The organism is Streptomyces sp. NPDC001406 (assembly GCF_042895285.1).
GTDB lineage: Bacteria > Actinomycetota > Actinomycetes > Streptomycetales > Streptomycetaceae > Streptomyces.
This window is the reverse complement of sequence record NZ_JBIAWG010000029.1, coordinates 24,868-51,334: the sequence shown is the minus strand read 5'-3', so window position 1 is coordinate 51,334 and position 26,467 is coordinate 24,868. Positions and strand designations below refer to the sequence as shown.

Sequence of the window (26,467 nt, the reverse complement as noted above, 5' to 3'; positions counted from 1 at the left end):
CCGCAACACCCGAGGAGTTGTCCCATGGCGGACTTCCGCCGTCAGCCGGAGTGGCAGCAACAGGCCGACCGGCACAGCACGTTGATCGACCCGGTACTCACGGTGCGGCCCATCTCGCGGTTCGACTACACCGCGCGGCGGGTGGTCGGCGCGATCGACCACGCGCTGGTCTTCGCCACGGCGGGCGGCGCGTACGACGTGTACGTCCCGCCGCTCCGGCCCAGCCGTACGGACGCGGCGACGCGTCGCTACACCTCGGTGTACGAGGTGGACATGGGCAGCCACCCGGTCCGGCTGGAGCTGGAGTTGCCGAGCGACGACGACGCGTTCGCCTTCGGCGCGACGGCGGACCTGACCTGGCGGGTGCGGGATCCGGAGGCGTACGTACGCAGCGGTGAACGCGATGTGCCGACTCGGCTGACCCGCGAACTGCAGCAGCTGGCCCGCCCGGTCAGCCGGCGCTTCCCGATCGAGGAGAGCCCGTCGGCGGAGGTCGAGGTCCAGCAGGCCGTCGAGAGCGGGGCCTTCGCGGCGGGCATCGGGCTGGAGGTCACCTGCATGGTGCGGCTGCGGCTCGACGACGAGGCGATCGCCCATCGGCAGCGGAAGCGGACGCTGCGCTACGAGTCCGAGATGCTCGACCCGGAGCACGAGTTCCGGCTGCGGCAGGCGCGGCAGCAGTACGAGCTGGAGGCGCTGCAGCAGCGGCAGCATCAGCAGCTGGTCGCCGAGAAGATCAACTTCTATCAGTACCACCTCCAGTACGGCGGGGTCGGCGCGTGGGCCGTCCATCTGGCCGCCCACCCCGAGGACACACGGCTGGTCATCGACAACATCCACCAGGACCAACTGACCGTCATCAAGGCCCAGTTGGAGCAGCTCGGCAGCGACGACCTGGAGGACTACCAGAAGGCGGAGTCCCTCAGGCAGGTCCGCCAGGAGATAGACGCGATCATCCGTATGCGCGGGGCGAGTCCGGGTGCGGCGGGGGCCCTGCCGGCGGCTCCGCAGGCGCCGGCATATCCGGGGCAGCCGCCGCAGGGACAGCCTTCGGCACCGGCGGCCTACCCGCCCCAGCCCGGCGACCCGGCAGCGCCGTACGCCCCCGCCGACGGTCCCTCCCCCGGGTACGCGGTCCAGGAGGGTCCCGCGCCGGCCACCCCGCCCATGCCCGCGCCGTACACCCCGCCCCGGCCCGGTCCGGAACCGGAGGCGTCGTGACGACGCCCGGGACCGCACCCCGCCCGGCGCCCGTCGGCTCCCCCGGTCTCGGCTTCCCCGGTCTCGGCACCGCCGAGCGGCTCCTCGTCGAGATGCGCGGGGAGATCGCGCGGGCCGACAGCAAGGCGGCCGTGCTGGTCGCGGCGTTGGGGCTGACCGCCGGGGCGTTCAGCGGGCTGGTGGCCGGGCGGAAGTGGGCGCCGGGGGTGCTGTCGGCCGCGGGGACCCTGCTGTGGTGGGCCGGCGCTCTCGCCCTCGCCCTGTCGCTGCTGGCGTTGCTGCTCGCCGTACTGCCCCGGTATCGCACCGGTGTGTGGACCCCGGGCCAGCCCCTCTGCTACTTCGGCGACGTCCAGGAGGCCGTACGCGCGGGCCGGCTGGCCGATGCGCTCGCCGACACCGAACGCGACCCCGTCGCCGGGCTCACCGCGGCCCTCACCGAGACCAGCCGCATCGCCGCCCGCAAGCACCAGTGGATCCGTACCGGCCTGATCGCCTTCTGTGCCGGCACGGTCCTGCTTCCCACCGCCCTGCTGGTCGGCTGAAGCCCGCTCACTCGAAACACGGCACCCGAAGGAAACGTCCCCATGTCCGAAACACCCGACCCCGGTCCCTACCCGCCTCCGGAACCCCAGTACCCCACCCCTCCGCCCGCCCCGACGTACCCGACGGCACCGCCCGCGTATCCGGGCGCCGCCCCGCAGTACCCGCCGCAGTACCCGACGGGCGCCGGCGCCCCGCAGTACCCGCCCCAGTACCCGACCGCTCCGGCACCGCAGTACCCCACTGGCCCCGCCCGGCAGTACCCGATGACGCCCCCGCCCTCGCAGTTCCAGCCCACCGCTCCGCCCCACCCGGCCCCCTCCCAGACGTCGCAGGCCGCCGCCCCGGACGATCTCGACTACCGTCACCTCGGCTCCCGCGTCCATGTCGCCGCCCATCAGCGCGGTGCCGACGCCACCGCCGTGGGGCGGCTCGTCGTGCATCTGCCGGGGGCGCTGGTGAGCGGTGCCGTGGTCGCCGCCGTCGGGACGGCGTTCGGCGGGACCGTGGGCGGGTGGCTCGCGGTTCTCGTCTGGCTGGCCAGCGGCGGGCTCGTGTTTCACCGGCCCGCCGAACTCCTCTTCGCCCGCAGGGTGTTGAAGCTCCGCGCGCCGACGGCCCTGGAGCTGTCCCGGCTGGAGCCCGTATGGCGCGAGGTCACCGCCCGCGCGGGCATAGAGGCGCACACGTACGAGCTGATGGTCGAGAACAGCGACGAGCTGAACGCGTCCGCGGTCGCGGGGCATGTCGTCAGCGTCACGACGTACGCGCTGAACGAGATCCCGAGCGGCAACCTCGCCGCCGTACTCGCCCATGAGCTGGGCCATCACACCGGCGGTCACTCCTGGGCGGGGCTGCTCGGCTACTGGTACTCGCTGCCCGGCCGGATCGCCTGGGCCGTCACCAAGTTCCTGGCCAGTGTCACCGTGATGGTGGCCAGCCGGTTCTCCGTGGTGGCGACCGGGCTGCTGGTGCTGTTCATGGGGATGTTCGTCGTCTTCGCGGTGATCAGCGCGTGGTTCGTGACCATTCCACTGGTCCTCGCGCCGTATCTGCTCGCCTTCGCGGGGCGCCAGGGCGAGCTGCGGGCCGACCAGCAGGCGGCCGCCCTCGGCTTCGCCCGGCAGATGACCGAGGTGCTGCACCGTCTGGAGGCCGAGGAGCAGGCGGAGGCCGTCCGCGCCGCGGCCGCGGGGCAGCGTCTGGAGCGGCCGGGCCCGCTGGCCCGTCTGCTCTCCACCCACCCCGACCACGCCACCAGGCTGGCCCGTCTGGAGCCGTATCTGCGCACCGGACTGTGAGCGCGGTCCGCTCGGAAACGCCGGAGGGCGGCCACCCCGTGGGGTGACCGCCCTCCTTCAAGCGGACGCTCGCGCCTTACTGGTTGTACGGACCGTAGTCGTAGTCCTCCAGCGGAACGGCCTGGCCGGAGCCGGTGCCGAACGGCGAGTAGTCGATGTCGTCGTAGCCGACGGCCGAGTACATCGCGGCCTTGGCCTCCTCGGTCGGCTCGACCCGGATGTTGCGGTAGCGGGACAGACCCGTACCGGCCGGGATGAGCTTACCGATGATGACGTTCTCCTTGAGGCCGATCAGGGAGTCGGACTTGGCGTTGATCGCCGCGTCCGTGAGGACCCTGGTCGTCTCCTGGAAGGACGCCGCCGACAGCCAGGACTCGGTCGCCAGCGAGGCCTTGGTGATACCCATGAGCTGCGGACGACCGGAGGCCGGGTGACCGCCCTCCTGGACCACACGACGGTTCTCGGTCTCGAACTTCGAGCGCTCGACCAGCTCGCCGGGCAGCAGCTCGGCATCGCCGGACTCGATGATCGTCACGCGGCGCAGCATCTGCCGGATGATGATCTCGATGTGCTTGTCGTGGATCGACACACCCTGCGAGTTGTACACCTTCTGGACCTCGCCGACCAGGTGGACCTGGACGGCACGCTGGCCCAGGATGCGCAGCACGTCGTGCGGGTTGGTGGCACCCACGGTGAGCTTCTGGCCCACCTCGACGTGCTCGCCCTCGCTGACCAGGAGTCGGGCGCGCTTCGAGATCGGGTAGGCCGTCTCGTCGCTGCCGTCGTCCGGCGTGATGACGATCTTCTTGGTCTTCTCGGTCTCCTCGATCCGCACGCGGCCGGAGGCCTCGGAGATCGGGGCGACACCCTTCGGGGTACGGGCCTCGAAGAGCTCGACGACACGCGGCAGACCCTGGGTGATGTCGTCACCGGCCACACCACCGGTGTGGAAGGTACGCATCGTCAGCTGGGTACCGGGCTCACCGATGGACTGGGCGGCGATGATGCCGACCGCCTCACCGATGTCGACCAGCTTGCCGGTGGCCAGCGAGCGGCCGTAGCACATGGCGCAGGTGCCGACGGCGGACTCACAGGTCAGGACCGAGCGGGTCTTGACCTCGGAGACGCCACGGGCCACCAGTTCCTCGATGAGGACGTCACCGAGGTCGGTGCCGGCCGGGGCCAGGACCTGACCGTCGACCACGATGTCCTCGGCGAGGCAGCGCGCGTACACGGACGTCTCGACGTTCTCCGCCTTGCGCAGCACGCCGGCCGCGTCGACCTCCGCGATGTGGAGCTTGAGGCCACGGTCGGTGCCGCAGTCCTCCTCGCGGATGATGACGTCCTGGGAGACGTCGACCAGACGACGGGTGAGGTAACCCGAGTCGGCGGTACGCAGAGCGGTGTCCGCCAGACCCTTACGGGCACCGTGCGTGGAGATGAAGTACTCCAGCACGGACAGGCCCTCACGGAAGGACGCCTTGATCGGACGCGGGATCGTCTCGTTCTTGGCGTTCGACACCAGACCACGCATACCGGCAATCTGACGCATCTGCATCATGTTGCCTCGGGCACCCGAGTTCACCATCATGAAGATCGGGTTGGTCTTCGGGAAGTTGTCGTTCATCGCCTCGGCGACCTCGTTGGTCGCCTTGGTCCAGATCGCGATGAGCTCCTGCGTGCGCTCGTCCTTGGTGATCAGACCGCGCTCGTACTGCTTCTGGACCTTCTCGTCCTGCGCCTCGTAGCCCTTGACGATCTCCTTCTTCGCCTCGGGAACGACGACGTCGGAGATGGCGACGGTGACGCCGGAACGGGTGGCCCAGAAGAAGCCGGCCGCCTTCAGGTTGTCGAGCGTCGCCGCCACGATGACCTTCGGGTAGCGCTCGGCGAGGTCGTTGACGATCTCGGAGAGCTGCTTCTTGCCGACCTCGTAGTCGACGAACGGGTAGTCCTCGGGCAGCAGCTCGTTGAAGAGCGCACGGCCGAGCGTGGTCTTCAGACGGAAGCTGTCACCCTGCTGCCACTCGGGCTCGCCCTCCTCCTGGGCCGGCGGGGTCCAGCCGCGCGGCGGGATGGTGCCCACCGGGAAGCGGATGTCCACGCGCGACTGCAGCGAGAGCTCGCCGGCGTCGAACGCCATGATCGCCTCGGCCACGGAGGAGAAGGAGCGGTCCTCGCCCTTCACGTTCCGCATCTCGCCGTCGGTGGTGAGGAAGAACAGACCGAGGACCATGTCCTGGGTCGGCATCGTCACCGGACGGCCGTCGGCCGGCTTGAGGATGTTGTTCGAGGACAGCATCAGGATGCGGGCCTCGGCCTGCGCCTCCGCGGACAGCGGCAGGTGCACGGCCATCTGGTCACCGTCGAAGTCCGCGTTGAACGCGGTGCAGACGAGCGGGTGGATCTGGATGGCCTTGCCCTCGACCAGCTGCGGCTCGAAGGCCTGGATGCCGAGGCGGTGCAGGGTGGGCGCACGGTTCAGCAGCACCGGGTGCTCGGCGATGACCTCTTCGAGGACGTCGTACACGACGGTGCGGCCGCGCTCCACCATGCGCTTGGCGCTCTTGATGTTCTGCGCGTGGTTCAGGTCGACCAGGCGCTTCATCACGAACGGCTTGAAGAGCTCCAGCGCCATGGCCTTGGGCAGACCGCACTGGTGCAGCTTCAGCTGCGGGCCGACGACGATGACGGAACGCGCCGAGTAGTCGACTCGCTTGCCGAGCAGGTTCTGACGGAAGCGGCCCTGCTTGCCCTTCAGCATGTCGCTGAGGGACTTCAGCGGGCGGTTGCCGGGGCCCGTCACCGGGCGGCCGCGACGACCGTTGTCGAAGAGGGCGTCAACAGCCTCCTGAAGCATGCGCTTCTCGTTGTTGACGATGATCTCCGGGGCACCGAGGTCCAGGAGCCTCTTCAGACGGTTGTTGCGGTTGATCACACGGCGGTACAGGTCGTTCAGGTCGGAGGTCGCGAAGCGGCCACCGTCCAGCTGCACCATCGGACGCAGGTCCGGCGGGATGACCGGCACGCAGTCGAGGACCATGCCCTTGGGGCTGTTGGACGTCTGCAGGAACGCGGAGACGACCTTCAGCCGCTTGAGGGCGCGCGTCTTCTTCTGGCCCTTGCCGGTACGGATGATCTCGCGAAGCTTCTCGGCCTCCTCCTCCAGGTCGAAGGACTCCAGGCGCTTCTGCAGGGCCTGGGCGCCCATCGAGCCGTCGAAGTACGTGCCGAAGCGGTCACGCAGCTCGCGGTAGAGCAGCTCGTCGCCCTCGAGGTCCTGGACCTTGAGGTTCTTGAAGCGGGTCCACACCTCGTCGAGCCGGTCGATCTCGCGCTGCGCACGGTCGCGCAGCTGCTTCATCTCGCGCTCGGCACCCTCGCGCACCTTGCGGCGCACATCGGCCTTGGCACCCTCGGCCTCCAGCTCGGCCAGGTCGGCCTCGAGCTTCTTGGCGCGGGCCTCCAGGTCGGCGTCGCGACGGTTCTCGACCTGCTGGCGCTCCACGGAGACGTGCGCCTCCAGGGAGGGCAGGTCGCGGGTGCGGCGCTCCTCGTCGACGTACGTGATCATGTACGCCGCGAAGTAGATGACCTTCTCGAGGTCCTTGGGAGCCAGGTCGAGCAGGTAGCCCAGCCGGCTCGGGACGCCCTTGAAGTACCAGATGTGCGTGACGGGCGCGGCCAGCTCGATGTGGCCCATCCGCTCACGGCGCACCTTGGCGCGCGTGACCTCGACGCCACAGCGCTCGCAGATGATGCCCTTGAAGCGGACGCGCTTGTACTTGCCGCAGTAGCACTCCCAGTCCCGGGTCGGACCGAAGATCTTCTCGCAGAAGAGTCCGTCCTTTTCGGGCTTGAGGGTGCGGTAGTTGATGGTCTCGGGCTTCTTGACCTCGCCGTGGCTCCACTGACGGATGTCGTCCGCGGTGGCCAGGCCGATCCGGAGCTCGTCGAAGAAGTTGACGTCGAGCACTATGCGTCAATCCCTCTCAGGGTCGTAAGTCTGTGGTCTGAAACGGGGGCCTGGGGGTCGGCGGAGCCCTGTGGGTGAGGGCCCCGCCGGACTCCCGTCAGACCTCTTCGACGCTGCTCGGCTCGCGCCGGGACAGGTCGATGCCGAGCTCCTCCGCAGCGCGGAAGACGTCCTCGTCGGTGTCACGCATCTCGATGGACATACCGTCGCTGGACAGCACCTCCACGTTCAGGCAGAGCGACTGCATCTCCTTGATGAGCACCTTGAAGGACTCGGGGATGCCGGGCTCGGGGATGTTCTCGCCCTTGACGATGGCCTCGTAGACCTTCACGCGACCGGTGACGTCGTCGGACTTGATGGTCAGCAGCTCCTGGAGCGCGTACGCGGCGCCGTAGGCCTCGAGGGCCCACACCTCCATCTCACCGAAGCGCTGGCCACCGAACTGTGCCTTACCACCCAGCGGCTGCTGGGTGATCATCGAGTACGGACCGGTCGAGCGGGCGTGCAGCTTGTCGTCGACCAGGTGGTGCAGCTTCAGGATGTACATGTAGCCGACCGAGATCGGGTCCGGGAACGGCTCACCCGAACGACCGTCGAACAGCTGCGCCTTGCCGGACGGGAGCACCATGCGCTCGCCGTCGCGGTTCGGGATGGTGTGCTGGAGCAGACCCGCCAGCTCGTCCTCACGCGCACCGTCGAAGACCGGGGTGGCGACGTTGGTGCCGGGAGCGACGGCGTCGGCGCCGATCGCCTGGAGGCGCTGCGCCCACTCCTCCGCGAGGCCGGAGACGTCCCAGCCGCGGCTGGCGAGCCAGCCGAGGTGGATCTCCAGGACCTGTCCCGGGTTCATTCGGGACGGGACACCCAGCGGGTTGAGGATGATGTCGACCGGGGTGCCGTCCTCCAGGAACGGCATGTCCTCGATCGGCAGGATCTTCGAGATGACGCCCTTGTTGCCGTGGCGGCCGGCGAGCTTGTCACCGTCGGTGATCTTGCGCTTCTGCGCGACGTAGACGCGCACCAGCTGGTTCACACCGGGGGGAAGCTCGTCGCCCTCCTCGCGGTCGAAGACGCGCACGCCGATGATCTTGCCGGTCTCGCCGTGCGGCACCTTCAGCGAGGTGTCACGGACCTCACGGGCCTTCTCACCGAAGATCGCGCGCAGCAGGCGCTCCTCGGGGGTCAGCTCGGTCTCACCCTTCGGGGTCACCTTGCCGACGAGGATGTCGCCGGCGATGACCTCGGCACCGATGCGGATGATGCCGCGCTCGTCGAGGTCGGCGAGGACCTCCTCGGAGACGTTCGGGATGTCCCGGGTGATCTCCTCGGGGCCGAGCTTGGTGTCACGGGCGTCGACCTCGTGCTCCTCGATGTGGATCGAGGAGAGGACGTCGTCCTGCACGAGGCGCTGCGACAGGATGATCGCGTCCTCGTAGTTGTGACCCTCCCACGGCATGAACGCCACGAGCAGGTTCTTGCCGAGGGCCATCTCACCGTTCTCGGTGGCCGGGCCGTCGGCGAGGACCTGGCCCTCGATGATCCGGTCGCCCTCGTTGACGACGACCTTCTGGTTCACCGAGGTGCCCTGGTTGGACCGGGCGAACTTGTGCAGGCGGTACGTGATGTACGTGCCGTCGTCGTTGGCGGTGGTGATGTAGTCCGCGGAGACCTCCTGGACCACACCCGCCTTCTCGGCCTTGACCACGTCACCGGCGTCGACGGCGGAGCGGTACTCCATGCCGGTGCCGACGAGCGGGGCCTCCGACTTAATCAGCGGCACGGCCTGGCGCATCATGTTCGCGCCCATGAGGGCACGGTTGGCGTCGTCGTGCTCGAGGAAGGGGATCATGGCGGTCGCGACCGACACCATCTGGCGCGGCGAGACGTCCATGTAGTCCACGTCGTCACCGGCGACGTAGTCGACCTCGCCGCCACGACGGCGGACCAGGACGCGGTTCTCGGCGAACCGCATGTCGTCCGTGAGCGTGGCGTTGGCCTGGGCGATGACGAAGCGGTCCTCCTCGTCGGCGGTCAGGTAGTCCACCTCGTCGGTGACCTGGCCGTCGACGACCTTGCGGTACGGGGTCTCGACGAAACCGAACGCGTTGACCCGGCCGTAGGAGGCGAGCGAACCGATGAGACCGATGTTCGGGCCTTCAGGGGTCTCGATCGGGCACATGCGTCCGTAGTGGGACGGGTGCACGTCACGGACCTCGAAGCCGGCCCGCTCACGGGAGAGACCACCCGGGCCGAGCGCGGACAGACGACGCTTGTGCGTCAGCCCGGACAGCGGGTTGTTCTGGTCCATGAACTGGGACAGCTGGCTGGTGCCGAAGAACTCCTTGATGGAGGCGACGACCGGCCGGATGTTGATCAGGGTCTGCGGCGTGATCGCCTCGACGTCCTGCGTGGTCATGCGCTCGCGCACGACGCGCTCCATACGAGCCAGACCGGTGCGGACCTGGTTCTGGATGAGCTCGCCGACGCTGCGCAGACGACGGTTGCCGAAGTGGTCGATGTCGTCCGTCTCGACGACGATCGTCTGGCCGTTGTCGGCGGCCGTCTCGGTCTCGCCCGCGTGCAGCTTCACCAGGTACTTGATCGTCGAGATGACGTCCTCGACGGTCAGGACGCCCGCGTCCAGCGGCGCGTCCGCACCCAGCTTCTTGTTGACCTTGTAGCGGCCGACCTTGGCGAGGTCGTAGCGCTTCGGGTTGAAGTACAGGTTCTCCAGCAGCGTCTGCGCGGCCTCACGCGTGGGGGGCTCGCCCGGACGCAGCTTGCGGTAGATGTCGAGCAGCGCGTCGTCCTGGCCCTGGGTGTGGTCCTTCTCCAGGGTGGCGCGCATGGACTCGTACTCGCCGAACTCCTCAAGGATCTGCTCGGTCGTCCAGCCGAGCGCCTTCAGGAGGACGGTCACGGACTGCTTGCGCTTGCGGTCGATACGGACACCGACCATGTCGCGCTTGTCGATCTCCATCTCCAGCCAGGCACCCCGGGACGGGATGATCTTGGCGGAGAAGATGTCCTTGTCGGAGGTCTTGTCGATGGAGGAGTCGAAGTAGACACCGGGCGAACGGACCAGCTGCGACACCACGACACGCTCGGTGCCGTTGATCACGAACGTGCCCTTGTTCGTCATGAGCGGGAAGTCGCCCATGAAGACCGTCTGGGACTTGATCTCACCGGTCTCGTTGTTGGTGAACTCGGCCGTGACGAAGAGCGGGGCGGCGTACGTGAAGTCGCGCTCCTTGCACTCGTCGATCGAGTTCTTCGGCGGCTCGAAGCGGTGGTCCCGGAACGTCAGGGACATCGACCCGGAGAAGTCCTCGATCGGGGAGATCTCCTCGAAGATCTCCTCCAGACCGGACTTGGTGGGGACGTCCTGACCGTTCTCCAGAGCCTCCTCGACCCGACTCTGCCAGGCGGTGTTGCCGAGCAGCCAGTCAAAGCTCTCGGTCTGCAGCGCGAGCAGGTTCGGAACCTCGAGAGGCTCCTTGATCTTTGCAAAGGAAATGCGCAGCGGGGCGGTGCTGGCGCCGTTGTTCATATTCGCGGTCGAGGCATTGCGCGAGGCGGCCAAGAGGGGGTCCTTCCGAGGGCTCGGACTCACTGCGCGCGTACCGGCCCCTCTCCCGCGCACGGAGACAGAAATCCCAGGTCAGGGAAGGTTCAGTCGTCTGTGCTCAAGTGAGGGCATGCCCCTGGTGACGGGCAGGGGACAGCTAACAGGCAGCGCAAAGGGTCAGTGTAGCCACTTGGCACACTGATGTCCAGTGCGGGTTTTTCGCGACCCTCGTTGTTGTCAACGCCCTCGGCATCCTGCCCTCAACGCACGTTGATACTGCCCTCTTCGTCGTCGATCCATGCCTCGGATTCGGATCCTTGTGACGACGCGTCCTGAGAATTGCGCGCTGCGTGCGGTTCGTCAAGGCCCTCCCCGCCCAAACCGGATGCTGCGCTCGTCACTTGCAGCCGGACACCAGGGGCGCTTGAGGGCACGACGAAGATCACCATACTCCCCACACCATCCGGTGCAAGGCAGCCGCCGCCCGACCCTCGGAACGCCGAAGAGCGACCACCCGGATGGATGATCGCTCTTCGGTGCGTTCGCGTTACAGCCCTACGGGGCTGTCGTCAGCGCGCAAAGGAGTCCACGCGGACCCGTGGGGTCACTTGACCTCGACGGAGGCGCCGGCGCCCTTGAGGGACTCGGCGGCCTTCTCGGCGGCCTCCTTGGCGACCTTCTCGAGGACCGGCTTCGGAGCGCCGTCCACGAGGTCCTTGGCCTCCTTCAGGCCCAGGGAGGTCAGCTCACGCACGACCTTGATGACCTGGATCTTCTTCTCGCCGGCGCCGGTGAGGATGACGTCGAACTCGTCCTTCTCCTCGACGGCCTCGACCGGGGCACCCGGGGCGCCCGGAGCGGCAACGGCGACCGCGGCGGCGGCGGTGACGTCGAACTTCTCCTCGAAGGCCTTCACGAACTCGGAGAGCTCGATGAGGGTCATCTCCTCGAACTGCGCGAGCAGGTCTTCCTGGCTGAGCTTCGCCATGGTGGGCGATCCTTCCACTAATTCGGCTGGTGCCGGATGTACATGTATGGCGGGCGTACGTTCGGCCCGCTACGACCTCCGCCTCGGACGGCGGCGGTCATTTCGCGAGCCGAGTTACTCGGCACCGCCCTGCTCGGCCTGCTTGGCACGAAGAGCGTCCACGGTGCGGACGAGCTTCGACGGGAGCGCCTGGAAGACCTGAGCAGCCTGAGTCTGCTTGCCCTTGAAGGCGCCCGCCAGCTTGGCGAGCAGAACCTCGCGGGACTCAAGGTCCGCAAGCTTCTTGATCTCGTCGGCGGACAGCGCCTTGCCGTCAAGGACACCGCCCTTGATGACGAGGTTCGGGTTGTCCTTGGCGAAGTCACGAAGACCCTTCGCCGACTCCACCGGGTCACCGGTGACGAAGGCGACCGCCGTCGGACCGTTGAACAGGTCGTCGAGCGTCGTGATCCCGGCCTCGTTGGCCGCAATCTTGGTCAGCGTGTTCTTCACCACGGCGTACTGGGCGTTCTCACCGAGCGAACGACGCAGGTTCTTGAGCTGCGCCACGGTGAGACCCCGGTACTCGGTCAGCACGGCGGCGTTCGAGCTGCGGAACTGCTCCGCGAGCTCGGCTACCGCGGCAGCCTTGTCGGGCCTTGCCATAGAGCGTCGGCCTCCTTCCGGGTGATGGACCGCTCGGAAGGGGCTGAGATAAACGAAACGCCCCGGCGCAGGCGCTCGGGGCGGACTCGACCGGCCGCACGCGCAGAACGCGTATGCTCCGGGAGTTCTTCCACACTCACCTGCGCGGGTCGCCCACTTTTCAGCGGATCCTTCGGCCACCGCACCTTCTCGCGAACGTACGGCAACGACCAGCGGTCTTTGGCTTCTGTAGGAGAGTACGGGACCTGGTCGCACTCAAGCAAATCGGTCCGTACGGGGCTCGGCGGCGCCCCTTCTTCACCGGCTTGCTCAGGTCGCCGCCCATGTCCCGGTAGGTGGCCCCGGCGACCTTCACGCCGCGACCCATCGGACGTCGGCAGCGGCAGCGCCAGCCAGGAAGGCGGCCTCCCGGGCCGGGTTGCGCCCGGCCTGGTCGCGTATGGCGCTGGTGTCCGTCTTCAGTCCGTCGCCGGAGCGGAACTTGGCAGTCGGGCCGAAGCCGTCGGCGGCTTGGCGCAGACCACCCCGTCGGCCCGGGCCCGCCTGTCCTCCGGCATCCTCCCGGTCATCCGGTAGCGCAGGGACGACACGGTCTGGGTCTTCTCCACGGCCCGCAGGACGGCCGGCGCCCGAGACGACTCCGAGGAGCGTTCCTCGCCTCCCGTCCCGCAGCCGACCGTGCAGGGGTCCGTGCGGCGCGGGGGTTCAGGAGCTGGTGCCGGAGCCGCCCCCTGCCGTGCCCGAGCTCTTCACCAGGTCGGTGAAGTCCTTGGTGTCGTTCGCCGGGGGCTTCTCGGCCGAGACCTTCACGCCGTAGTCGCTGTAGTACGCGGTCTGGGTCATCCGGCCGGCCGTCATGTCAGCCTTCTCGACCTTCTTGACCAGCAGGTTCTGGTCGTTGACCCAGATGTCCACGGTCTCCGTGCTGACCCCGGCCTGGGTGAGCTGCTTCTTCAGGTCCGCCAGCTGGCTCGCGCTGAGGTTGCTGCTCTTGCCGGCCAGGTCGGCGACGTTCACGGTGCCCGAGTAGTGCGTGGCGTTCACGCCGGAGACCTTCTCCTCGCCGACCTTCTTGACGTCCCCGGAGGCCAGCAGCAGCTTCACGGACTGGTTCGGCGTGGTGTTCTGCATCTGGTCCTTCAGATACGCGCCGGAGCCGCCGCCGAGCTTGGCGAGGTCGTCGTACGCGTACCGGATCCAGTGCTTGCCGCCCGCCTGCCGGGCGAACTTGTCGCTCATGTGGGCGTAGTAGGCGTCGGGCAGATAGCGGGCCTCCATCGACGTCGAGCCGAGCTGGCGCATCGTCTGGGCCGTGGAGCCGCCGGTGTAGTCGATGGTGAGCGTGCCTTGCAGGCCGTCGGCCCAGCTGAGGGCGCCGTCCGCGGTCATGGACATCACGGAGCCGACGGTCGTCGACGAGCGGACCTTGGCCGACTCGGCCTGGTCCGTGGACTTCTCGGCGGAGCGCAGGGCCGCGACGGGGCTGATGTGCGTCGTGCTCTTCCCGCCCGCCTTGTCGTCCTTGCCGGAGCCGCTGGAGGAGTCCGAGGAACCGCAGGCGGCCACCCCCGTCAGCGCGGTCACCACCGCGATCGAAAGGGTCACGCGGCGCACGGTCGTGCTCTTCATGTCGTCCCACCCCTATGCGAGTCCTGCGCCAGCGGGCCGGCCCGGCGCACTGGCGGTCGTACGAAAAGTCGCACAAAGAAAGGACGGGCCCGGAACCTCATAGGTTCCGGGCCCGCCCTTCAATGACGCGTACCCGACGCGGCTACCGGGGTGAGCTCAGGCTCAGACGGCGGCCGGGTCCTCCTCGACGAGGAGATTGCGGGTGCGGTTCGAGTCGACCGGAATGCCGGGGCCCATCGTGGTGCTGATGGCGGCCTTCTTGATGTAGCGACCCTTGGCGGCGGACGGCTTCAGACGGAGGATCTCCTCCAGGGCCGCGCCGTAGTTCTCCACCAGCTGGGCGTCCTCGAACGACGTCTTGCCGATGATGAAGTGCAGGTTCGAGTGCTTGTCGACGCGGAACTCGATCTTGCCGCCCTTGATCTCGGTGACGGCCTTGGCGGTGTCGGGGGTGACGGTGCCGGTCTTCGGGTTCGGCATCAGACCACGCGGGCCGAGGACGCGGCCGAGGCGGCCGACCTTGCCCATGAGGTCCGGGGTGGCGACGACGGCGTCGAAGTCCAGACGGCCCTTCGCCACCTCGTCGATCAGCTCGTCGGCGCCGACGATGTCGGCGCCCGCGGCACGCGCGGCCTCGGCACGGTCACCGGTCGCGAAGACCAGGACCCGGGCGGTCTTACCGGTGCCGTGCGGAAGGTTCACGGTGCCACGGACCATCTGGTCGGCCTTGCGCGGGTCGACACCCAGACGGAAGGCGACCTCGACGGTGCCGTCGAACTTGGTCGTGGAGGTCTCCTTGGCGAGACGGACGGCCTCGAGCGGGGCGTACAGCTTCTCCCGGTCGACCTTGGCGTCCGCAGCGCGGAGAGCCTTGCTGCGCTTGCTCACAACTGCTCCTGTGTGTTCTGAAAGGAGTCGTGGTGTACGGGCCGAGCAGGCCCTACCACGTGCGGCTGCGTATTCGGCAGCTGCATGGTTCTACGAAGGTGGGGTTCAGCCCTCGACCGTGACGCCCATGGAACGCGCGGTACCGGCGATGATCTTCGCGGCGGCGTCCAGGTCGTTGGCGTTGAGGTCGGGCATCTTCGTCGTGGCGATCTCGCGGACCTGCGCCTCGGTGATCTTGGCGACCTTGGTCTTGTGCGGCTCGCCGGAGCCCTTCTCAATGCCCGCGGCCTTGAGGATCATCTTCGCGGCCGGCGGCGTCTTGGTCACGAAGGTGAAGGAACGGTCCTCGTAGACCGTGATCTCCACCGGGATGACCCAACCGCGCTGCGACTCGGTCGCGGCGTTGTAGGCCTTGCAGAACTCCATGATGTTGACGCCGTGCTGACCCAGCGCCGGGCCGACCGGCGGAGCCGGGTTGGCGGCGCCGGCCTGGATCTGGAGCTTGATGAGCCCCGTGACCTTCTTCTTCTTGGGAGGCATGCTCTCTCCGGGTCCTTACTGAGAGGTTGATTACCAGCTGCGTCATTCGGCTGCACCGGGAAGTGCATGATCCCGCAGATGGCATACCGCACAACGATAGCCGCTGTGCCCCCGGGACAAGAAATCGTCCAGGTCAGGCGGCCTGCGCGAGGCCTTCGGCCCATCACTCGGAAGTGGTCCGCCGGCCGGCTCGCACGGATCGGCCCACTCCCAGGAACGCCACGGCGGACATGCGGCATCACAGTTCCCCGTCGGGCACGGATCGGCTCCGGATGTCACCCGTTCAGCCCGCCCCTGCCCCGCTAATGGCCCTCGGCCGCGCGCGCCGGACCGCTCACCGGGCTCTGATGGGCTGCAGAGGCATGAACGGCGTGTCTCACCACTCGAAGGAGTCGACCCCCATGCGCCGCACCGCCCATACCGTTTCCGCTGCCGCCCTGGTCGGCCTCATAGCCGGCACCACCGCCCCGGTCGCCTTCGCGGCACCGGCCGAGCAGGTGGATGCACTCAGGGCGGCGCCCCAGAGCCGGTCCTACGAACCCCAGCAGGACGCCGCCCAGGACAGCGCCCTGGTCCCGTCCGAGCAGTCCCAGCAGGACGTCGGGCAGAGCACCGCCCAGGAGGCCGTGCCCAACGACATCGCCCAGGACGCCGGGCCGGTCGACATCCCGCAGGACCCGTCCCTTCAGCAGCCCGCCCTGGACCCGGCCTACGAGACGGCGTCCCAGGCCGAACCGGCCGGAGTGCTGCCCCAGGCCGACCCGGCCTCGGTGCTGCCCCAGGGCGGTACCGAAGGGACACCCACGGGCGTCTCCCCCACCGGGGGAGGCACCATCTCCAGCAACGGGACCTCCAGTCCCGTGCAGCAGGTGGTCATCCAGAACCCCGTGAACAACGCCAATGAGCAGGGTTCGCACAACGTCTCCCACGACAACGAGAACAACAACCACCGCGACGAGGGACGGGGGCATGGATTCTTCCCCGGGCCCTTCCTGGGCGGCTTCGGCAACCTCGGGACCAACATCGTCGCGATCCCGCGCGGCACCGCCGGCGTGAGCAATTTCGCGGCCGCTCCCGCCGTGATCCCGGGCCCCGTGGCTGCGGGCGAGGGAGGTTCCATCAAGTCGCCGGTGCCCACGTTCGTCGCGGGCGGTGCGCTCGTGGCACTGGGTTGCGCCGCGGCCGCCCACCGCCTGTGGCTCCGGAGGCGGCGAATGAACTGACCCGGCTCCGCGGACAGTCCGCGCCCGCGTCAGCACGACGAAACCCGATACACACGACGCCCCTGCCGCGGGAAACCGCGCGTAGGGGCGTCTTCGACTGCTGAGTTGGCTTCGACCGCGAAGTCCGGCCGGAGCCTGTCGGAGGCGACGGCCCAGGACGGCCCACACGACGCAAAGAACACCCCTACCGGCGGCGAAACCGCTGGTCGGGGTGTTCTTGAGTCCGGATCGGACTTAGTTCTTCTGGATCTGGTCGAAGGAGAGCTCGACCGGCGTCTCGCGGCCGAAGATCTCCACCAGGCCCTTGACCTTCTTCGAGTCGGGGTTGATCTCGTTGATGGTCGCCTGCAGCGTGGCGAACGGGCCGTCGGTGACGGTGACCGAGTCGCCGACCTCGAAGTCCAGCACCTGGACCTCGACCTTGCGCTGCGGGGCGGGCTTGCCCTCGGCCTCGGCGGCCTCGCGGGCGGCCTTCTCCTCGGCCTCCGGGGCGAGCATCTTGACGATCTCGTCCAGGGTCAGCGGGTAGGGGTCGTAGGCGTTGCCCACGAAGCCGGTGACGCCGGGGGTGTTGCGGACGACGCCCCAGGACTCGTTCGTCAGGTCCATACGGACCAGGACGTAGCCCGGGAGCTTGTTCTGCTTGATCGTCTTGCGGTCGCCGTTCTTGATCTGAACGACCTCTTCCTGCGGCACCTCGGCCTGGAAGATGTAGTCCTCCACGTTCAGCGAGACGGCGCGCTGCTCCAGGTTGGTCTTCACGCGGTTCTCGTAGCCGGCGTACGTGTGGATGACGTACCACTCGCCGGGCAGCGAGCGCAGCTCCTCGCGCAGGGCCTGGACCGGGTCGACGGGCTCGGCGGGCTCCTCCTCGGAGACCTCCTCGGCCAGGTCGGCCGACTCGTCGGCCGCGATGTCCTCGCCGTCCTCGTCCTCGACGTGCAGAGCGGCCTCCTCGGCCGGCTCCCCCGACTCGGCCTCGGCAGCCTCGAACTCGTCCTGCTCGTCCGCGCCCTCGACGATGTCGAGCTCGTCGTCCACCGCCTCGGCAGCAGCCCCGCGAGGCTCAGCGGCGTCGTCGTTCAGGTTCGGGTCAGACACGATGGCTGCTTCTTCCTGGATACATAGAGGTGGAACATGCGAAAACGGGCGCCGGTACCACGGCGCCCTTCGCTCTTGGCTCAGCCGAAGACGTACTTGGCCGCGTGGTTGAGCCCATAGTCAATCACGGTCACCAGCGCGATCATGATGGCGACGAAGAAGATCACCACAGTGGTGTACGACGTCAGCTGGTTGCGTGTCGGCCAGACGACCTTGCGGAGCTCCGCGACGACCTGGCGATAGAAGATCGCGAGGCGCTTCAGCGGGCCCTTCTTGGCACGCTTGCCGCCCTTGCGGGTCTTCTTCTTGGACTCCGGCACCTCGTCCTGAGCATCAGGCGTGTCGATGGAGCCCACGGCGTCCGTCATTCGTCCTCACCTGATCCCGGGTCGTGGCCGTGCCGCGCCCGGTTTCTGAGCCGCACGGCGGTGCAATGCTGTACGTACATGCGCACACATCCTGGCGGTGTGTGTAGCAGGGCCGGAGGGACTTGAACCCCCAACCGCTGGTTTTGGAGACCAGTGCTCTACCAATTGAGCTACGACCCTTTGGCGTTTCCCCCAACTTACCGCATCCGACCGGGTGCTCGGTGTGCACCGGTTGAACGCGGCCGCCGAAGGCCAACGAGGTAGGAGTGTACGTGGTCCGGGGCCCGGCGTCGAACAGAATGTGTCCGCACGACCTCACCGGACGGAAGATCGTCCTGGCGGCAGCCCGGATCCGGACTCTTGTTCAGTGGTCGGCCCGATGCCGTTCAGTCTGTGAAACCGGCGTGCCGGGGTCGTTTCCCGTCTGAAACGATGGACCCCATGAGCGCTGCAACCCCTCCCACCGAGCGCCGGGTCTCCGCCCGAATCGGCGCGATCTCCGAGTCCGCCACCCTCGCCGTGGACGCCAAGGCCAAGGCCCTCAAGGCCGCCGGGCGTCCGGTGATCGGCTTCGGCGCGGGTGAACCCGACTTCCCGACCCCGGACTACATCGTCGAGGCCGCCATCGAGGCCTGCAAGAACCCGAAGTACCACCGCTACACACCGGCCGGCGGTCTGCCCGAGCTGAAGGCCGCGATCGCCGCGAAGACGCTGCGGGACTCGGGCTACGAGGTCGACCCGGCCCAGATCCTGGTCACCAACGGCGGCAAGCAGGCCATCTACGAGGCCTTCGCCGCGATCCTCGACCCGGGCGACGAGGTCATCGTCCCGGCGCCGTACTGGACGACGTACCCGGAGTCGATCCGCCTGGCCGGCGGCGTCCCGGTCGATGTCGTCGCCGACGAGACGACCGGCTACCGGGTGAGCGTCGAGCAGCTGGAGGCGGCCCGCACGGAGAACACGAAGGTCGTCCTCTTCGTCTCCCCGTCCAACCCGACCGGCGCCGTCTACAGCCAGGAGGAGGCCGAGGCGATCGGCCGCTGGGCCGCCGAGCACGGCCTGTGGGTCCTGACGGACGAGATCTACGAGCACCTCGTCTACGGCGACGCGAAGTTCACCTCGCTGCCCGCCCTCCTGCCCGAGCTGCGCGACAAGTGCATCGTGGTCAACGGTGTGGCGAAGACGTACGCGATGACGGGCTGGCGCGTGGGCTGGATCATCGGCCCGAAGGACGTGGTCAAGGCCGCGACGAACCTCCAGTCGCACGCCACCTCCAACGTGTCGAACGTCGCCCAGGTCGCCGCCCTGGCCGCCGTCTCCGGCGACCTGGAGGCCGTCGCGAAGATGCGCGAGGCGTTCGACCGCCGCCGCAAGACGATCGTGCGGATGCTGGGCGAGATCGACGGCGTGGTCTGCCCGGAGCCCGAGGGCGCCTTCTACGCGTACCCGTCGGTCAAGGGCCTGCTCGGCAAGGAGATCCGCGGCAAGCGCCCGCAGACCACGGTCGAGCTGGCCGCGCTGATCCTGGAGGAGGCCGAGGTCGCGGTCGTCCCGGGCGAGGCCTTCGGCACTCCCGGCTATCTGCGGCTGTCGTACGCGCTCGGTGACGAGGATCTCGTCGAGGGCGTGAGCCGGATCCAGAAGCTGCTGGCGGAGGCGCGGGACTGACGTCCCCCGGTCGTCGGCTCATTGCTTCACGCGCGCGTGGCGGGTCGTTTCCCTGCGGGGAGGCGGCCCGCTTCTTCGTCTCCGTGTGCGAGCAAGACCACGTTCGGGGAAAGAGCTACCGACACGACACGGGCATACGGCAGGATCCTGGGATGGAGCGTGTACGTGATGTCTCTGAGCTGCCGAAAGCCCATCTGCATCTGCACTTCACCGGCTCGATGCGGCCGGGGACCGTCCTGGAACTGGCCGACAAGTACGGCGTGCGTCTGCCCGAGGCGCTGACGGAAGCACTGACCAGCGGGGAACCGCCGAAGCTGCGGGCCACGGACGAGCGGGGCTGGTTCCGCTTCCAGCGGCTGTACGACGCGGCGCGCTCCTGCCTCAGAGAGCCGGAGGACATCCGGCGCCTGGTCCGGGAGGCCGCCGAGGAAGACCTCAGGGACGGCTCGGGCTGGCTGGAGATCCAGGTGGACCCGACCTCGTACGCACCCCGCCTGGGCGGTCTGATCCCGGCGCTGGAGATCATCCTGGACGCGGTGGAGACGACGTCCCGAGACACCGGCCTGGGCATGCGCGTGCTGGTGGCCGCCAACCGTATGAAGCACCCGCTGGACGCGCGCACGCTGGCCCGTCTCGCGGTGCGGTACGCCGACCAGGGCGTGGTGGGCTTCGGGCTGTCGAACGACGAGCGGCGGGGCATGGCGCGGGACTTCGACCGGGCGTTCCACATCGCACGCGAGGGCGGGCTGCTCGCGGCGCCGCACGGCGGCGAGCTGACCGGCCCGGCGTCGGTGCGCGACTGTCTGGACGACCTGAACGCATCGCGGGTCGGGCACGGTGTGCGCGCGGCGGAGGATTCGCGGCTGCTGAAGCGGCTGGCGGACCGGGGCGTGACGTGCGAGGTGTGCCCCGCGTCGAACGTGGCGCTGGGGGTCTACGAGAAGCCGGAGGACGTCCCGCTGCGGACGTTCTTCGACGCGGGCGTCCCCATGGCCCTGGGCGCCGACGACCCGCTGCTCTTCGGCTCCCGCCTGGCCGCGCAGTACGAGCTGGCCCGCCGGCACCACGGTTTCACGGACGCGGAGCTGGCGGAACTGGCCCGGCAGTCGGTGCGGGGTTCGGCGGCGCCGGAGGACGTGAAGACGAAGCTGCTGGCGGGCGTGGACGACTGGCTCAGCGGCCCGGCCTCTTGAAGTGGGCGTAGGGCGGATACGCCTTGAAGCAGACCAGGACCTCGTCGGGGTGCCCGCCGCCCCCGCCGGGCGTCTCGACCAGCGGCAGCCCCGCCATCATGCGTGAGTGCCCCTCGGCGACGCGCTTCTGGCGCGGCCCCCAGCCCGCCGCGTAGGCGAGGGACGTGGCCGTCTCGGCGAAGACGTCCCGGCTGCCGAACAGGAAGAACGTGCGGGCGTGGGTCGTGTGCCGCAGCTCGTCGCGAGAGCCGGCGCGCTGCTGCCGGCCGCGCCAGGACGCGGCGTCCCGCGCCGTGCGTGCCTCGTCGGTGCGGACGGTGAGCGGGGTGCCGGCTCCGAGCGCGCGGCGCAGCGCGGGCCACTTGCTGGGGCGCAGTCCGTACGCATGGTGGACCAGGACGAGGTCGACCGGTTCCCCGATGCCTTCGTCCGGCGGGACCGCGTCCCGCAGCGGCACATGGACGATGGTGTGCCGTGAACAGGCGGCGAAGGAGAACAGGCCCGCGAGCCGGTTCAGTCCGTCGTGGTCGCCGTACAGCCAGCCGATGGGGTCCGGGGCGCGCAGTGTGGTGTGGCGCAGGGGCTGCCGGGGCTGGACGACCCGGTGTTCGTGGGGTCCGGTCCGGGGGCGGAACTGGCGCAGTCTCAGCTGCATGGCGGTCTCAGCTGCATATAAGGGTGCACATAGGGGGCCTCATGCCCCCAGGGTCGCGGTCGGGCGCGGCCGTCGGCAACGGAAATTCCCGCGCCCTCCGCGACCGCGCACGGCCTCTGGAGCGCCACTGCATCCGGAGCGGCACGGCTCCTAGAGGCTGACGCCCACCGTCACCGGCTCGTTGACCAGCGTGATCCCGAAGGCCGCGCGGACGCCCGCCACGACCTCGCGGGCCAGGGCGAGGAGGTCCTCGGTGGTGGCCTCGCCCCGGTTGGTGAGGGCGAGGGTGTGCTTGGTGGAGATGCGGGCGGGCCCGCTGCCGTACCCCTTGGTGAAGCCCGCCTTGTCGATCAGCCAGGCCGCCGAGGTCTTGGTGTGGCCGTCGCCCGCGGGGTAGGCGGGCGGCTCGACGCCGTCGCCCAGCCGCTCGCGCACGCGCGCGTGGAATGCGGCGAACTGCTCGTGGGTGAGGATCGGGTTGGTGAAGAAGGAACCGGCCGACCAGGTGTCGTGGTCCTCGGCGTCCAGGACCATGCCCTTCCCGGCACGCAGGTCGAGGACGGTCTTGCGGGCGGCGGCGAGCGGCACCCGGTGCCCCGGCTCGACCCCGAGGGCGCGGGCCGTCTCGGCGTACTTGATGGGGGCCGACAGCCCGGCCGCGTCCTCCAGCTCGAATCGGACGCGCAGCACGACATAGCGCGCGGGGTCCGCCTTGAAGCGGCTGTGGCGGTACGAGAAGGCGCACTCCCCGTTCGTGAGGGTGACCGTCTTTCCGTCCCGCCGGTCGTACGCGATCACCTCGGTGATGGTCGAGGAGACCTCCTGGCCGTACGCGCCGACGTTCTGGATCGGCGTCGCGCCCGCGGATCCCGGGATGCCGGCGAGGCACTCGATACCGGCGAGCCCTGCCTCGACGGTGCGGGCGACGGCGTCGGTCCACACCTCGCCCGCGGCCAGCTCCAGGGTGGTCCCGCGCAGCTCGAACCCGCTGGTGGCGATGCGCAGGGCGGTGCCGTCGAAGCCCTTGTCGCCGATGACGAGGTTCGATCCGCCGCCGATGACCAGCAGCGGCGTCCCGCTGTCGTCGGCCTCGCGGACGGCGTCGACGACCTCGGCGTCGGTGGTCGCGGTGACGAGCCGGGTCGCTGGACCGCCCAGCCGGAAGGTGGTCAGCGGGGCGAGGGGGGCGTCGTGGAGTTCCTGCACGCGCTCAAGACTACGAGACACCGGTGACAGCCCCGGCCGGGTGGCTCGCCCGTATGCCTCCACGTGCGCGTGGGGCCCCGTTCCGGAGAACGGGGCCCCACGCGCGCGTGCCCGTCATCGGGCCGCCGGAGGTGTCAGCCGGCGACGGCCTCCAGGACCGGCGCCTGCTCGTTCGTCGCCACGAGCCGGGCGGCGCGGCGCCGGGCCGGGATCACCAGGGCGGCGAGGGCGGCGAGGGCGACCACTCCGGAGCCCGTGACCAGGGCGGGCCGCAGACCGTCGACGAAGGACTGCGCGGACTCGTAGCCGCCCTGCGCCGAGAAGATCGACGACATGATCGCGATGCCGAGCGCTCCGCCGACCTCGCGCAGCGCGTTGTTGGCGCCGGAGGCGATGCCCTGCTCCTGCGGGCGGACGCTGGACATCACCAGGTTGGCGGCCGGGGCGAAGTAGAGGGCCATGCCGATACCGCTGATGATCAGGGCGGGCAGTTGGGCGGCGTAGGAGGCGCCAGCCGTGTCCACGTAGGCCAGGTAGCCGAGCCCGACGGCCTGCAGGAACAGTCCGGTGGCGACGACGGGGCGGCCGCCGATGCGGTCGGAGAGGATGCCCGCGATGGGCGCGACGAGCATCGGCATGCCGGTCCAGGGCAGCATCCGCAGGCCGGCCTGGGTGGGCGAGTAGCCGAGCACGCCCTGCATGTACTGGCTGAGCAGGAAGATCGAGCCGAACATGCCGAGGAACATCAGCAGGCTCGCGGCGTTGATGCCGGCGAAGGCGCGGGAGCGGAAGAGCCGCATGGGGAGCATGGGGTTCTTGGCGCGGGAGCCGTGGACCACGAAGGCCGACAGCAGGGCGACGCCGGCGATCAGCCCGGTCAGCACGAGGGAGCTGGTCCAGCCGTCGGCGGGTCCGCGCACCAGGCCGTAGACGAGACCGAAGAGACCGCCGCTGGCGAGCAGGGTGCCGGGGATGTCGAGCCGGGCGCCCGCGCCGTACGACTCGGCGAGACGGAGGCGGGCGAGCGGCAGCAGTGCCAGGCCGAGCGGGACGTTCAGCCAGAAGATCCAGTGCCAGGAGACGTGTTCGGTGAGGCTGCCGCCGATGAGGGGTCCGGAGGCGACCGCGAGGCCGTTGACGGCGCCCCAGATGCCGTACGCCATTCCGCGCTTGGCTGCGGGCACGGCCGCGGTCAGCAGGGTCATGGTCAGCGGCATCATCACGGCGGCGCCGGCGCCCTGGACCGCGCGGGCCATGATGAGGGAGTCGATGCCGGGTGCCATGGCCGCGGCGGCGGAGGCGCCGGTGAAGACGGTGAGCCCGGCGAGGAAGAGGCGGCGGCGGCCGAAGCGGTCGCCGAGCGCGGCGCCGAACATCAGCAGCACGGCGAAGGTGAGCGTGTAGGCGCTCACGGTCCATTCCAGGTCGTCCAGCGCTCCGCCGAGGTCCTTGCGGATGGAGGGCAGGGCGGTGGTGACGACGAGGTTGTCGAGGGACGCCATGAATCCGGCGACGCTGGTGATGACGAGGGCCCAGACGACCTGCCCGCGGCGTGCGGTGGTCGGTTCGGCCTGCTGTTCCGTCTGCTTGTCCGTCTGCTGTTCGGGCTGCTTCGACATCGCTCCCCCAGAGCGTGGTCCACGGTCAATGATTAGTTATTGATTACTAACTTTCGCGGCCATGAAAAGGCGCCGGAACGCCTCTCCCTGGGCCTCTACTCCTTCTCCAACCGCCCCGTGACCCGGGCGGACGGATACATCCCCTCCCAGACCTCGTGCTGGGGCGGAAACCCCATGGCCGTGAGGGTGTTGATGAGCATCCCGTAGGCCAGGAAGTTCGTGGTCTCCCCCACGTCCGCCCCCAGGGGCAGATGCACGGTCTCCCAGAGCTTCATCCAGCCGGCCCGTACGGCCTCACCGAACTCGTGGTCGCCCTCGGCCTCGGCGGCCGCCACCGCGATGTACGTCTGCATCTGCATCTGGAGCCGCTCGGGATGCTCCTGGATCAGTCGTACGTACGCGTTGGCCATGGCGTGCAGGGCCTCCTCGCCGTCCAGCCCCTTCGTCGCCTCCTCGAAGACACCGCACACGTCCTCCATGCAGCGCAGCGAGGCGGCGGCGAAGATCGCCTTCTTGCCCGGGAAGAGCCGGAAGAGATACGGCTGCGAGACGCCCACGCGCTTGGCGATCGCCTCGGTGGAGGTGCCGTAGTAGCCCCTCTGCGCGAACTCCGCGATCGCCGCGCGTACGACGCTCTCGCGCCTCTCTTCCGCACTCATCCTCGCCATGAGAGAAAGTTAGTACTCAATCACTAACTAAGTCAAGGGGGCGTGGGGCGTTGGGTTTTCGGGGTGCGGGGGCGGGGCGTGCGGCGGGCTGCGCCGGCGGTGGAGTCGGCTGGGTGGGAGGCGTCGTGAGCAGGGGAAACGGCCGTCGGGGGCGTGGTGGGGTTGGCGGTGGGTTGGCGGTGGGTTTGGGCCGGGTGCCGGGCGGGCGGGGGCGCGGGCTTGCCTGGGAATCGAGCAGACCGGGGCCTTCCCCGACCCTGCTGCTGTCCCGCTCGGCGGGAGCGCAGGGCGCGCGGGGTTATGGGGGGGGAGCGGGCGGGGGCGCGGGCGAACGCAGGACGCCGAGGGCGGTCGCCCGCGCGGGGACGGAGACGATCGCCGGAGGCTCGCTCCGGGGGGCGCGGGCTCGCCTGAGGATCGCGGGCGGATGGCAGCACCAGTCCCCATGCGCCGACGCGAGGATCGGCATGACTGCGCCCATACACAGCAGACCGCCGACCCCGCCGGTCCACGGCTCGCAGCGGTCCAACATCACCACGGCCGGAGGCAACCGCCGGAGGCCCGCTCACAGGTGTCGCGGGCTCGACCCGAGGATCGCGGGCGGATGACAGCACCAGTCCCCATGCGCCGACGCGAGGATCGGCATGACTGCGCCCACACACAGCAGACCGCCGACCCTGCCCGTCCGCGGCTCGCAGCGGTCCCGCATCACCGCGACCCTTCCCCGGCCGCTCCGCTGTCCCTCTCCGCGAAAGCCAGGACGTCTCGCAGCGCTCCCCTCTCAATGAGCGTGCTGAGGCGGTCGGGCTGACATGGCCCGCAGCGCGATGGGGAAGCGTACGTCGGAGTCACGGGCGTACGCACGGAACGTCGAGGAAACTCGTGCGCACGCGGCCGAAGACAACCGCCCGAGGATCGCGGGCAGATGGCAGCCGCCACAGCCACCACCACCAGTCGCCATGCGCGCGCACGAAGCCCACGTGTAAGGGGCGCCCCGTCACAGAGGGCGCCCCTTGTTTCGTACGCGCGGTGTTCAGGCCAGGCGGACCACGGCCCGGGACATGCCCAGTACCTTCTTGGCGTCGCTCATTGCCGTCAGGTCCACCCGGACCGTGTTGTCGTCAAGCTTCGCCGCGACCTTGGCGGTGACCTCGATCACGGCGCCCTTGTCGTCGTTGGGGACGACGACCGGCTTGGTGAAGCGGACGCCGTACTCGACGACCGAGCCCGGGTCGCCGGCCCAGTCGGTCACCACACGGATCGCCTCGGCCATGGTGAACATGCCGTGTGCGATGACGTCAGGCAGACCCACCTCCTTGGCGAACTTCTCGTTCCAGTGGATGGGGTTGAAGTCCCCGGAGGCCCCCGCGTACCGCACCAGCATGGCGCGGGTCACCGGAAAGCTCTGCGCCGGCAGCTCGGTGCCGACCTCGACCTCGTCGTATGCGATCTTCGCCGTCATCGGTC

At 69.1% G+C, this 26,467-nt stretch carries 22 protein-coding genes and 1 tRNA gene; 6 read left to right on the top strand and 17 right to left on the bottom strand.

The annotated features are described in order from the left end of the window. Positions 1–24 precede the first annotated feature (24 nt). The 3 genes from ACFY1J_RS43340 to ACFY1J_RS43330 are packed head-to-tail and all read left to right on the top strand — an operon-like array spanning position 25 to position 3,065. Positions 25–1,221, top strand: coding sequence for a PE-PGRS family protein (locus ACFY1J_RS43340; RefSeq protein WP_390710243.1), 1,197 nt, complete (start codon positions 25–27; stop codon positions 1,219–1,221). Then, a complete protein-coding gene (locus ACFY1J_RS43335) occupies positions 1,218–1,766 on the top strand; it encodes a Pycsar system effector family protein (protein WP_390710244.1) in 549 nt (182 codons plus the stop codon). Before ACFY1J_RS43340 ends, ACFY1J_RS43335 begins: the two co-directional genes overlap by 4 nt. Positions 1,767–1,808: 42 nt before the next feature. Further along, on the top strand, positions 1,809–3,065 hold the full coding sequence (locus ACFY1J_RS43330) for a M48 family metalloprotease (RefSeq protein WP_390733141.1): 1,257 nt from the start codon (positions 1,809–1,811) through the stop codon (positions 3,063–3,065). Between the two features lie 76 nt (positions 3,066–3,141). On the opposite strand, the gene ACFY1J_RS43325 is transcribed toward ACFY1J_RS43330, so the two are convergent. The 9 genes from ACFY1J_RS43325 to rplK form a co-directional block, all read right to left on the bottom strand. Continuing rightward, complete coding sequence (locus tag ACFY1J_RS43325) at positions 3,142–7,041, bottom strand: DNA-directed RNA polymerase subunit beta' (RefSeq protein ID WP_363293639.1); 3,900 nt, start codon at positions 7,039–7,041, stop codon at positions 3,142–3,144. A gap of 97 nt (positions 7,042–7,138) precedes the next feature. After that, positions 7,139–10,624 carry a DNA-directed RNA polymerase subunit beta gene (gene rpoB / locus ACFY1J_RS43320; RefSeq protein ID WP_390710246.1) on the bottom strand — a complete coding sequence of 1,162 codons (3,486 nt, stop codon included), beginning with the start codon at positions 10,622–10,624 and terminating at the stop codon, positions 7,139–7,141. 245 nt (positions 10,625–10,869) lie between these two features. Next, positions 10,870–11,058, bottom strand: coding sequence for a hypothetical protein (locus ACFY1J_RS43315; RefSeq protein WP_363293637.1), 189 nt, complete (start codon positions 11,056–11,058; stop codon positions 10,870–10,872). A 155-nt stretch (positions 11,059–11,213) separates the two neighbouring features. Beyond that, positions 11,214–11,597: a 50S ribosomal protein L7/L12 gene (rplL, locus tag ACFY1J_RS43310; RefSeq protein ID WP_390710247.1), complete on the bottom strand. Its 384-nt coding sequence runs from the start codon at positions 11,595–11,597 to the stop codon at positions 11,214–11,216. Positions 11,598–11,711: 114 nt separating this feature from the next. Then, positions 11,712–12,242 (bottom strand): 50S ribosomal protein L10, encoded by a 531-nt coding sequence (rplJ, locus tag ACFY1J_RS43305; protein WP_363293636.1) that lies wholly within the window; start codon positions 12,240–12,242, stop codon positions 11,712–11,714. 458 nt (positions 12,243–12,700) lie between these two features. Further along, positions 12,701–12,850: a hypothetical protein gene (locus ACFY1J_RS43300; RefSeq protein WP_390710248.1), complete on the bottom strand. Its 150-nt coding sequence runs from the start codon at positions 12,848–12,850 to the stop codon at positions 12,701–12,703. Positions 12,851–12,947: 97 nt separating this feature from the next. After that, the gene (locus tag ACFY1J_RS43295) at positions 12,948–13,871 is read right to left on the bottom strand and encodes a hypothetical protein (protein ID WP_390733140.1); all 924 of its coding nucleotides are present in this window, start codon (positions 13,869–13,871) and stop codon (positions 12,948–12,950) included. Between the two features lie 162 nt (positions 13,872–14,033). After that, positions 14,034–14,759, bottom strand: a complete 726-nt coding sequence (gene rplA / locus ACFY1J_RS43290) for a 50S ribosomal protein L1 (RefSeq protein ID WP_250402411.1) — start codon at positions 14,757–14,759, stop codon at positions 14,034–14,036. A gap of 105 nt (positions 14,760–14,864) precedes the next feature. After that, positions 14,865–15,299 (bottom strand): 50S ribosomal protein L11, encoded by a 435-nt coding sequence (gene rplK / locus ACFY1J_RS43285; protein ID WP_033528316.1) that lies wholly within the window; start codon positions 15,297–15,299, stop codon positions 14,865–14,867. Positions 15,300–15,700: 401 nt separating this feature from the next. On the opposite strand from rplK, the gene ACFY1J_RS43280 reads away from it, so the two are divergent. Then, entirely contained in the window at positions 15,701–16,522 is an 822-nt protein-coding gene (locus tag ACFY1J_RS43280) for a hypothetical protein (protein ID WP_390710250.1), read from the top strand. A 234-nt stretch (positions 16,523–16,756) separates the two neighbouring features. Here ACFY1J_RS43280 and nusG read toward each other — a convergent pair whose 3' ends face one another. From nusG to ACFY1J_RS43265, 3 genes are all read right to left on the bottom strand, one after another. Continuing rightward, entirely contained in the window at positions 16,757–17,623 is an 867-nt protein-coding gene (gene nusG / locus ACFY1J_RS43275) for a transcription termination/antitermination protein NusG (protein ID WP_390710251.1), read from the bottom strand. Positions 17,624–17,703: 80 nt separating this feature from the next. Beyond that, positions 17,704–17,991: a preprotein translocase subunit SecE gene (secE, locus tag ACFY1J_RS43270; RefSeq protein ID WP_363293632.1), complete on the bottom strand. Its 288-nt coding sequence runs from the start codon at positions 17,989–17,991 to the stop codon at positions 17,704–17,706. 107 nt (positions 17,992–18,098) lie between these two features. Further along, positions 18,099–18,171 (bottom strand) — tRNA-Trp (locus ACFY1J_RS43265). 261 nt (positions 18,172–18,432) lie between these two features. Between ACFY1J_RS43265 and ACFY1J_RS43260 the strand changes: the two genes are divergently transcribed. Together ACFY1J_RS43260 and ACFY1J_RS43255 are read left to right on the top strand one after the other, a co-directional pair. Beyond that, a complete protein-coding gene (locus ACFY1J_RS43260) occupies positions 18,433–19,659 on the top strand; it encodes a pyridoxal phosphate-dependent aminotransferase (protein WP_390710252.1) in 1,227 nt (408 codons plus the stop codon). 152 nt (positions 19,660–19,811) lie between these two features. Further along, positions 19,812–20,852, top strand: coding sequence for an adenosine deaminase (locus ACFY1J_RS43255; protein WP_390733139.1), 1,041 nt, complete (start codon positions 19,812–19,814; stop codon positions 20,850–20,852). Here the strand turns inward: ACFY1J_RS43255 and ACFY1J_RS43250 are convergent. From ACFY1J_RS43250 to ACFY1J_RS43230, 5 genes are all read right to left on the bottom strand, one after another. Beyond that, positions 20,833–21,507, bottom strand: coding sequence for a hypothetical protein (locus tag ACFY1J_RS43250; protein WP_390733138.1), 675 nt, complete (start codon positions 21,505–21,507; stop codon positions 20,833–20,835). The two genes, ACFY1J_RS43255 and ACFY1J_RS43250, sit on opposite strands and share 20 nt — an antisense overlap. A gap of 150 nt (positions 21,508–21,657) precedes the next feature. After that, positions 21,658–22,713, bottom strand: a complete 1,056-nt coding sequence (locus ACFY1J_RS43245; protein WP_390710255.1) for a UDP-N-acetylmuramate dehydrogenase — start codon at positions 22,711–22,713, stop codon at positions 21,658–21,660. 134 nt (positions 22,714–22,847) lie between these two features. Next, positions 22,848–24,332 carry a DHA2 family efflux MFS transporter permease subunit gene (locus ACFY1J_RS43240; RefSeq protein WP_390733137.1) on the bottom strand — a complete coding sequence of 495 codons (1,485 nt, stop codon included), beginning with the start codon at positions 24,330–24,332 and terminating at the stop codon, positions 22,848–22,850. A 95-nt stretch (positions 24,333–24,427) separates the two neighbouring features. Further along, a complete protein-coding gene (locus ACFY1J_RS43235) occupies positions 24,428–25,000 on the bottom strand; it encodes a TetR/AcrR family transcriptional regulator (protein ID WP_390710257.1) in 573 nt (190 codons plus the stop codon). Between the two features lie 1,033 nt (positions 25,001–26,033). Further along, a complete protein-coding gene (locus ACFY1J_RS43230) occupies positions 26,034–26,462 on the bottom strand; it encodes a MaoC family dehydratase (RefSeq protein ID WP_390710258.1) in 429 nt (142 codons plus the stop codon). Positions 26,463–26,467 lie beyond the last annotated feature (5 nt).

What these genes read in the sequence shown, in the direction of transcription:
- ACFY1J_RS43330 (WP_390733141.1), top strand. Translation starts at nt 1,809, where the DNA reads ATGTCCGAAACACCCGACCCCGGTCCCTACCCGCCTCCGGAACCCCAG.
- ACFY1J_RS43280 (WP_390710250.1), top strand. Translation starts at nt 15,701, where the DNA reads ATGCGCCGCACCGCCCATACCGTTTCCGCTGCCGCCCTGGTCGGCCTC.
- rplK (WP_033528316.1), bottom strand. Translation starts at nt 15,299, where the DNA reads ATGCCTCCCAAGAAGAAGAAGGTCACGGGGCTCATCAAGCTCCAGATC.
- rplJ (WP_363293636.1), bottom strand. Translation starts at nt 12,242, where the DNA reads ATGGCAAGGCCCGACAAGGCTGCCGCGGTAGCCGAGCTCGCGGAGCAG.
- ACFY1J_RS43230 (WP_390710258.1), bottom strand. Translation starts at nt 26,462, where the DNA reads ATGACGGCGAAGATCGCATACGACGAGGTCGAGGTCGGCACCGAGCTG.
- ACFY1J_RS43240 (WP_390733137.1), bottom strand. Translation starts at nt 24,332, where the DNA reads ATGTCGAAGCAGCCCGAACAGCAGACGGACAAGCAGACGGAACAGCAG.
- ACFY1J_RS43295 (WP_390733140.1), bottom strand. Translation starts at nt 13,871, where the DNA reads ATGAAGAGCACGACCGTGCGCCGCGTGACCCTTTCGATCGCGGTGGTG.
- rplL (WP_390710247.1), bottom strand. Translation starts at nt 11,597, where the DNA reads ATGGCGAAGCTCAGCCAGGAAGACCTGCTCGCGCAGTTCGAGGAGATG.
- ACFY1J_RS43255 (WP_390733139.1), top strand. Translation starts at nt 19,812, where the DNA reads ATGGAGCGTGTACGTGATGTCTCTGAGCTGCCGAAAGCCCATCTGCAT.
- ACFY1J_RS43250 (WP_390733138.1), bottom strand. Translation starts at nt 21,507, where the DNA reads ATGCAGCTGAGACTGCGCCAGTTCCGCCCCCGGACCGGACCCCACGAA.
- ACFY1J_RS43340 (WP_390710243.1), top strand. Translation starts at nt 25, where the DNA reads ATGGCGGACTTCCGCCGTCAGCCGGAGTGGCAGCAACAGGCCGACCGG.
- ACFY1J_RS43260 (WP_390710252.1), top strand. Translation starts at nt 18,433, where the DNA reads ATGAGCGCTGCAACCCCTCCCACCGAGCGCCGGGTCTCCGCCCGAATC.
- secE (WP_363293632.1), bottom strand. Translation starts at nt 17,991, where the DNA reads ATGACGGACGCCGTGGGCTCCATCGACACGCCTGATGCTCAGGACGAG.
- ACFY1J_RS43235 (WP_390710257.1), bottom strand. Translation starts at nt 25,000, where the DNA reads ATGGCGAGGATGAGTGCGGAAGAGAGGCGCGAGAGCGTCGTACGCGCG.
- ACFY1J_RS43315 (WP_363293637.1), bottom strand. Translation starts at nt 11,058, where the DNA reads ATGGTGATCTTCGTCGTGCCCTCAAGCGCCCCTGGTGTCCGGCTGCAA.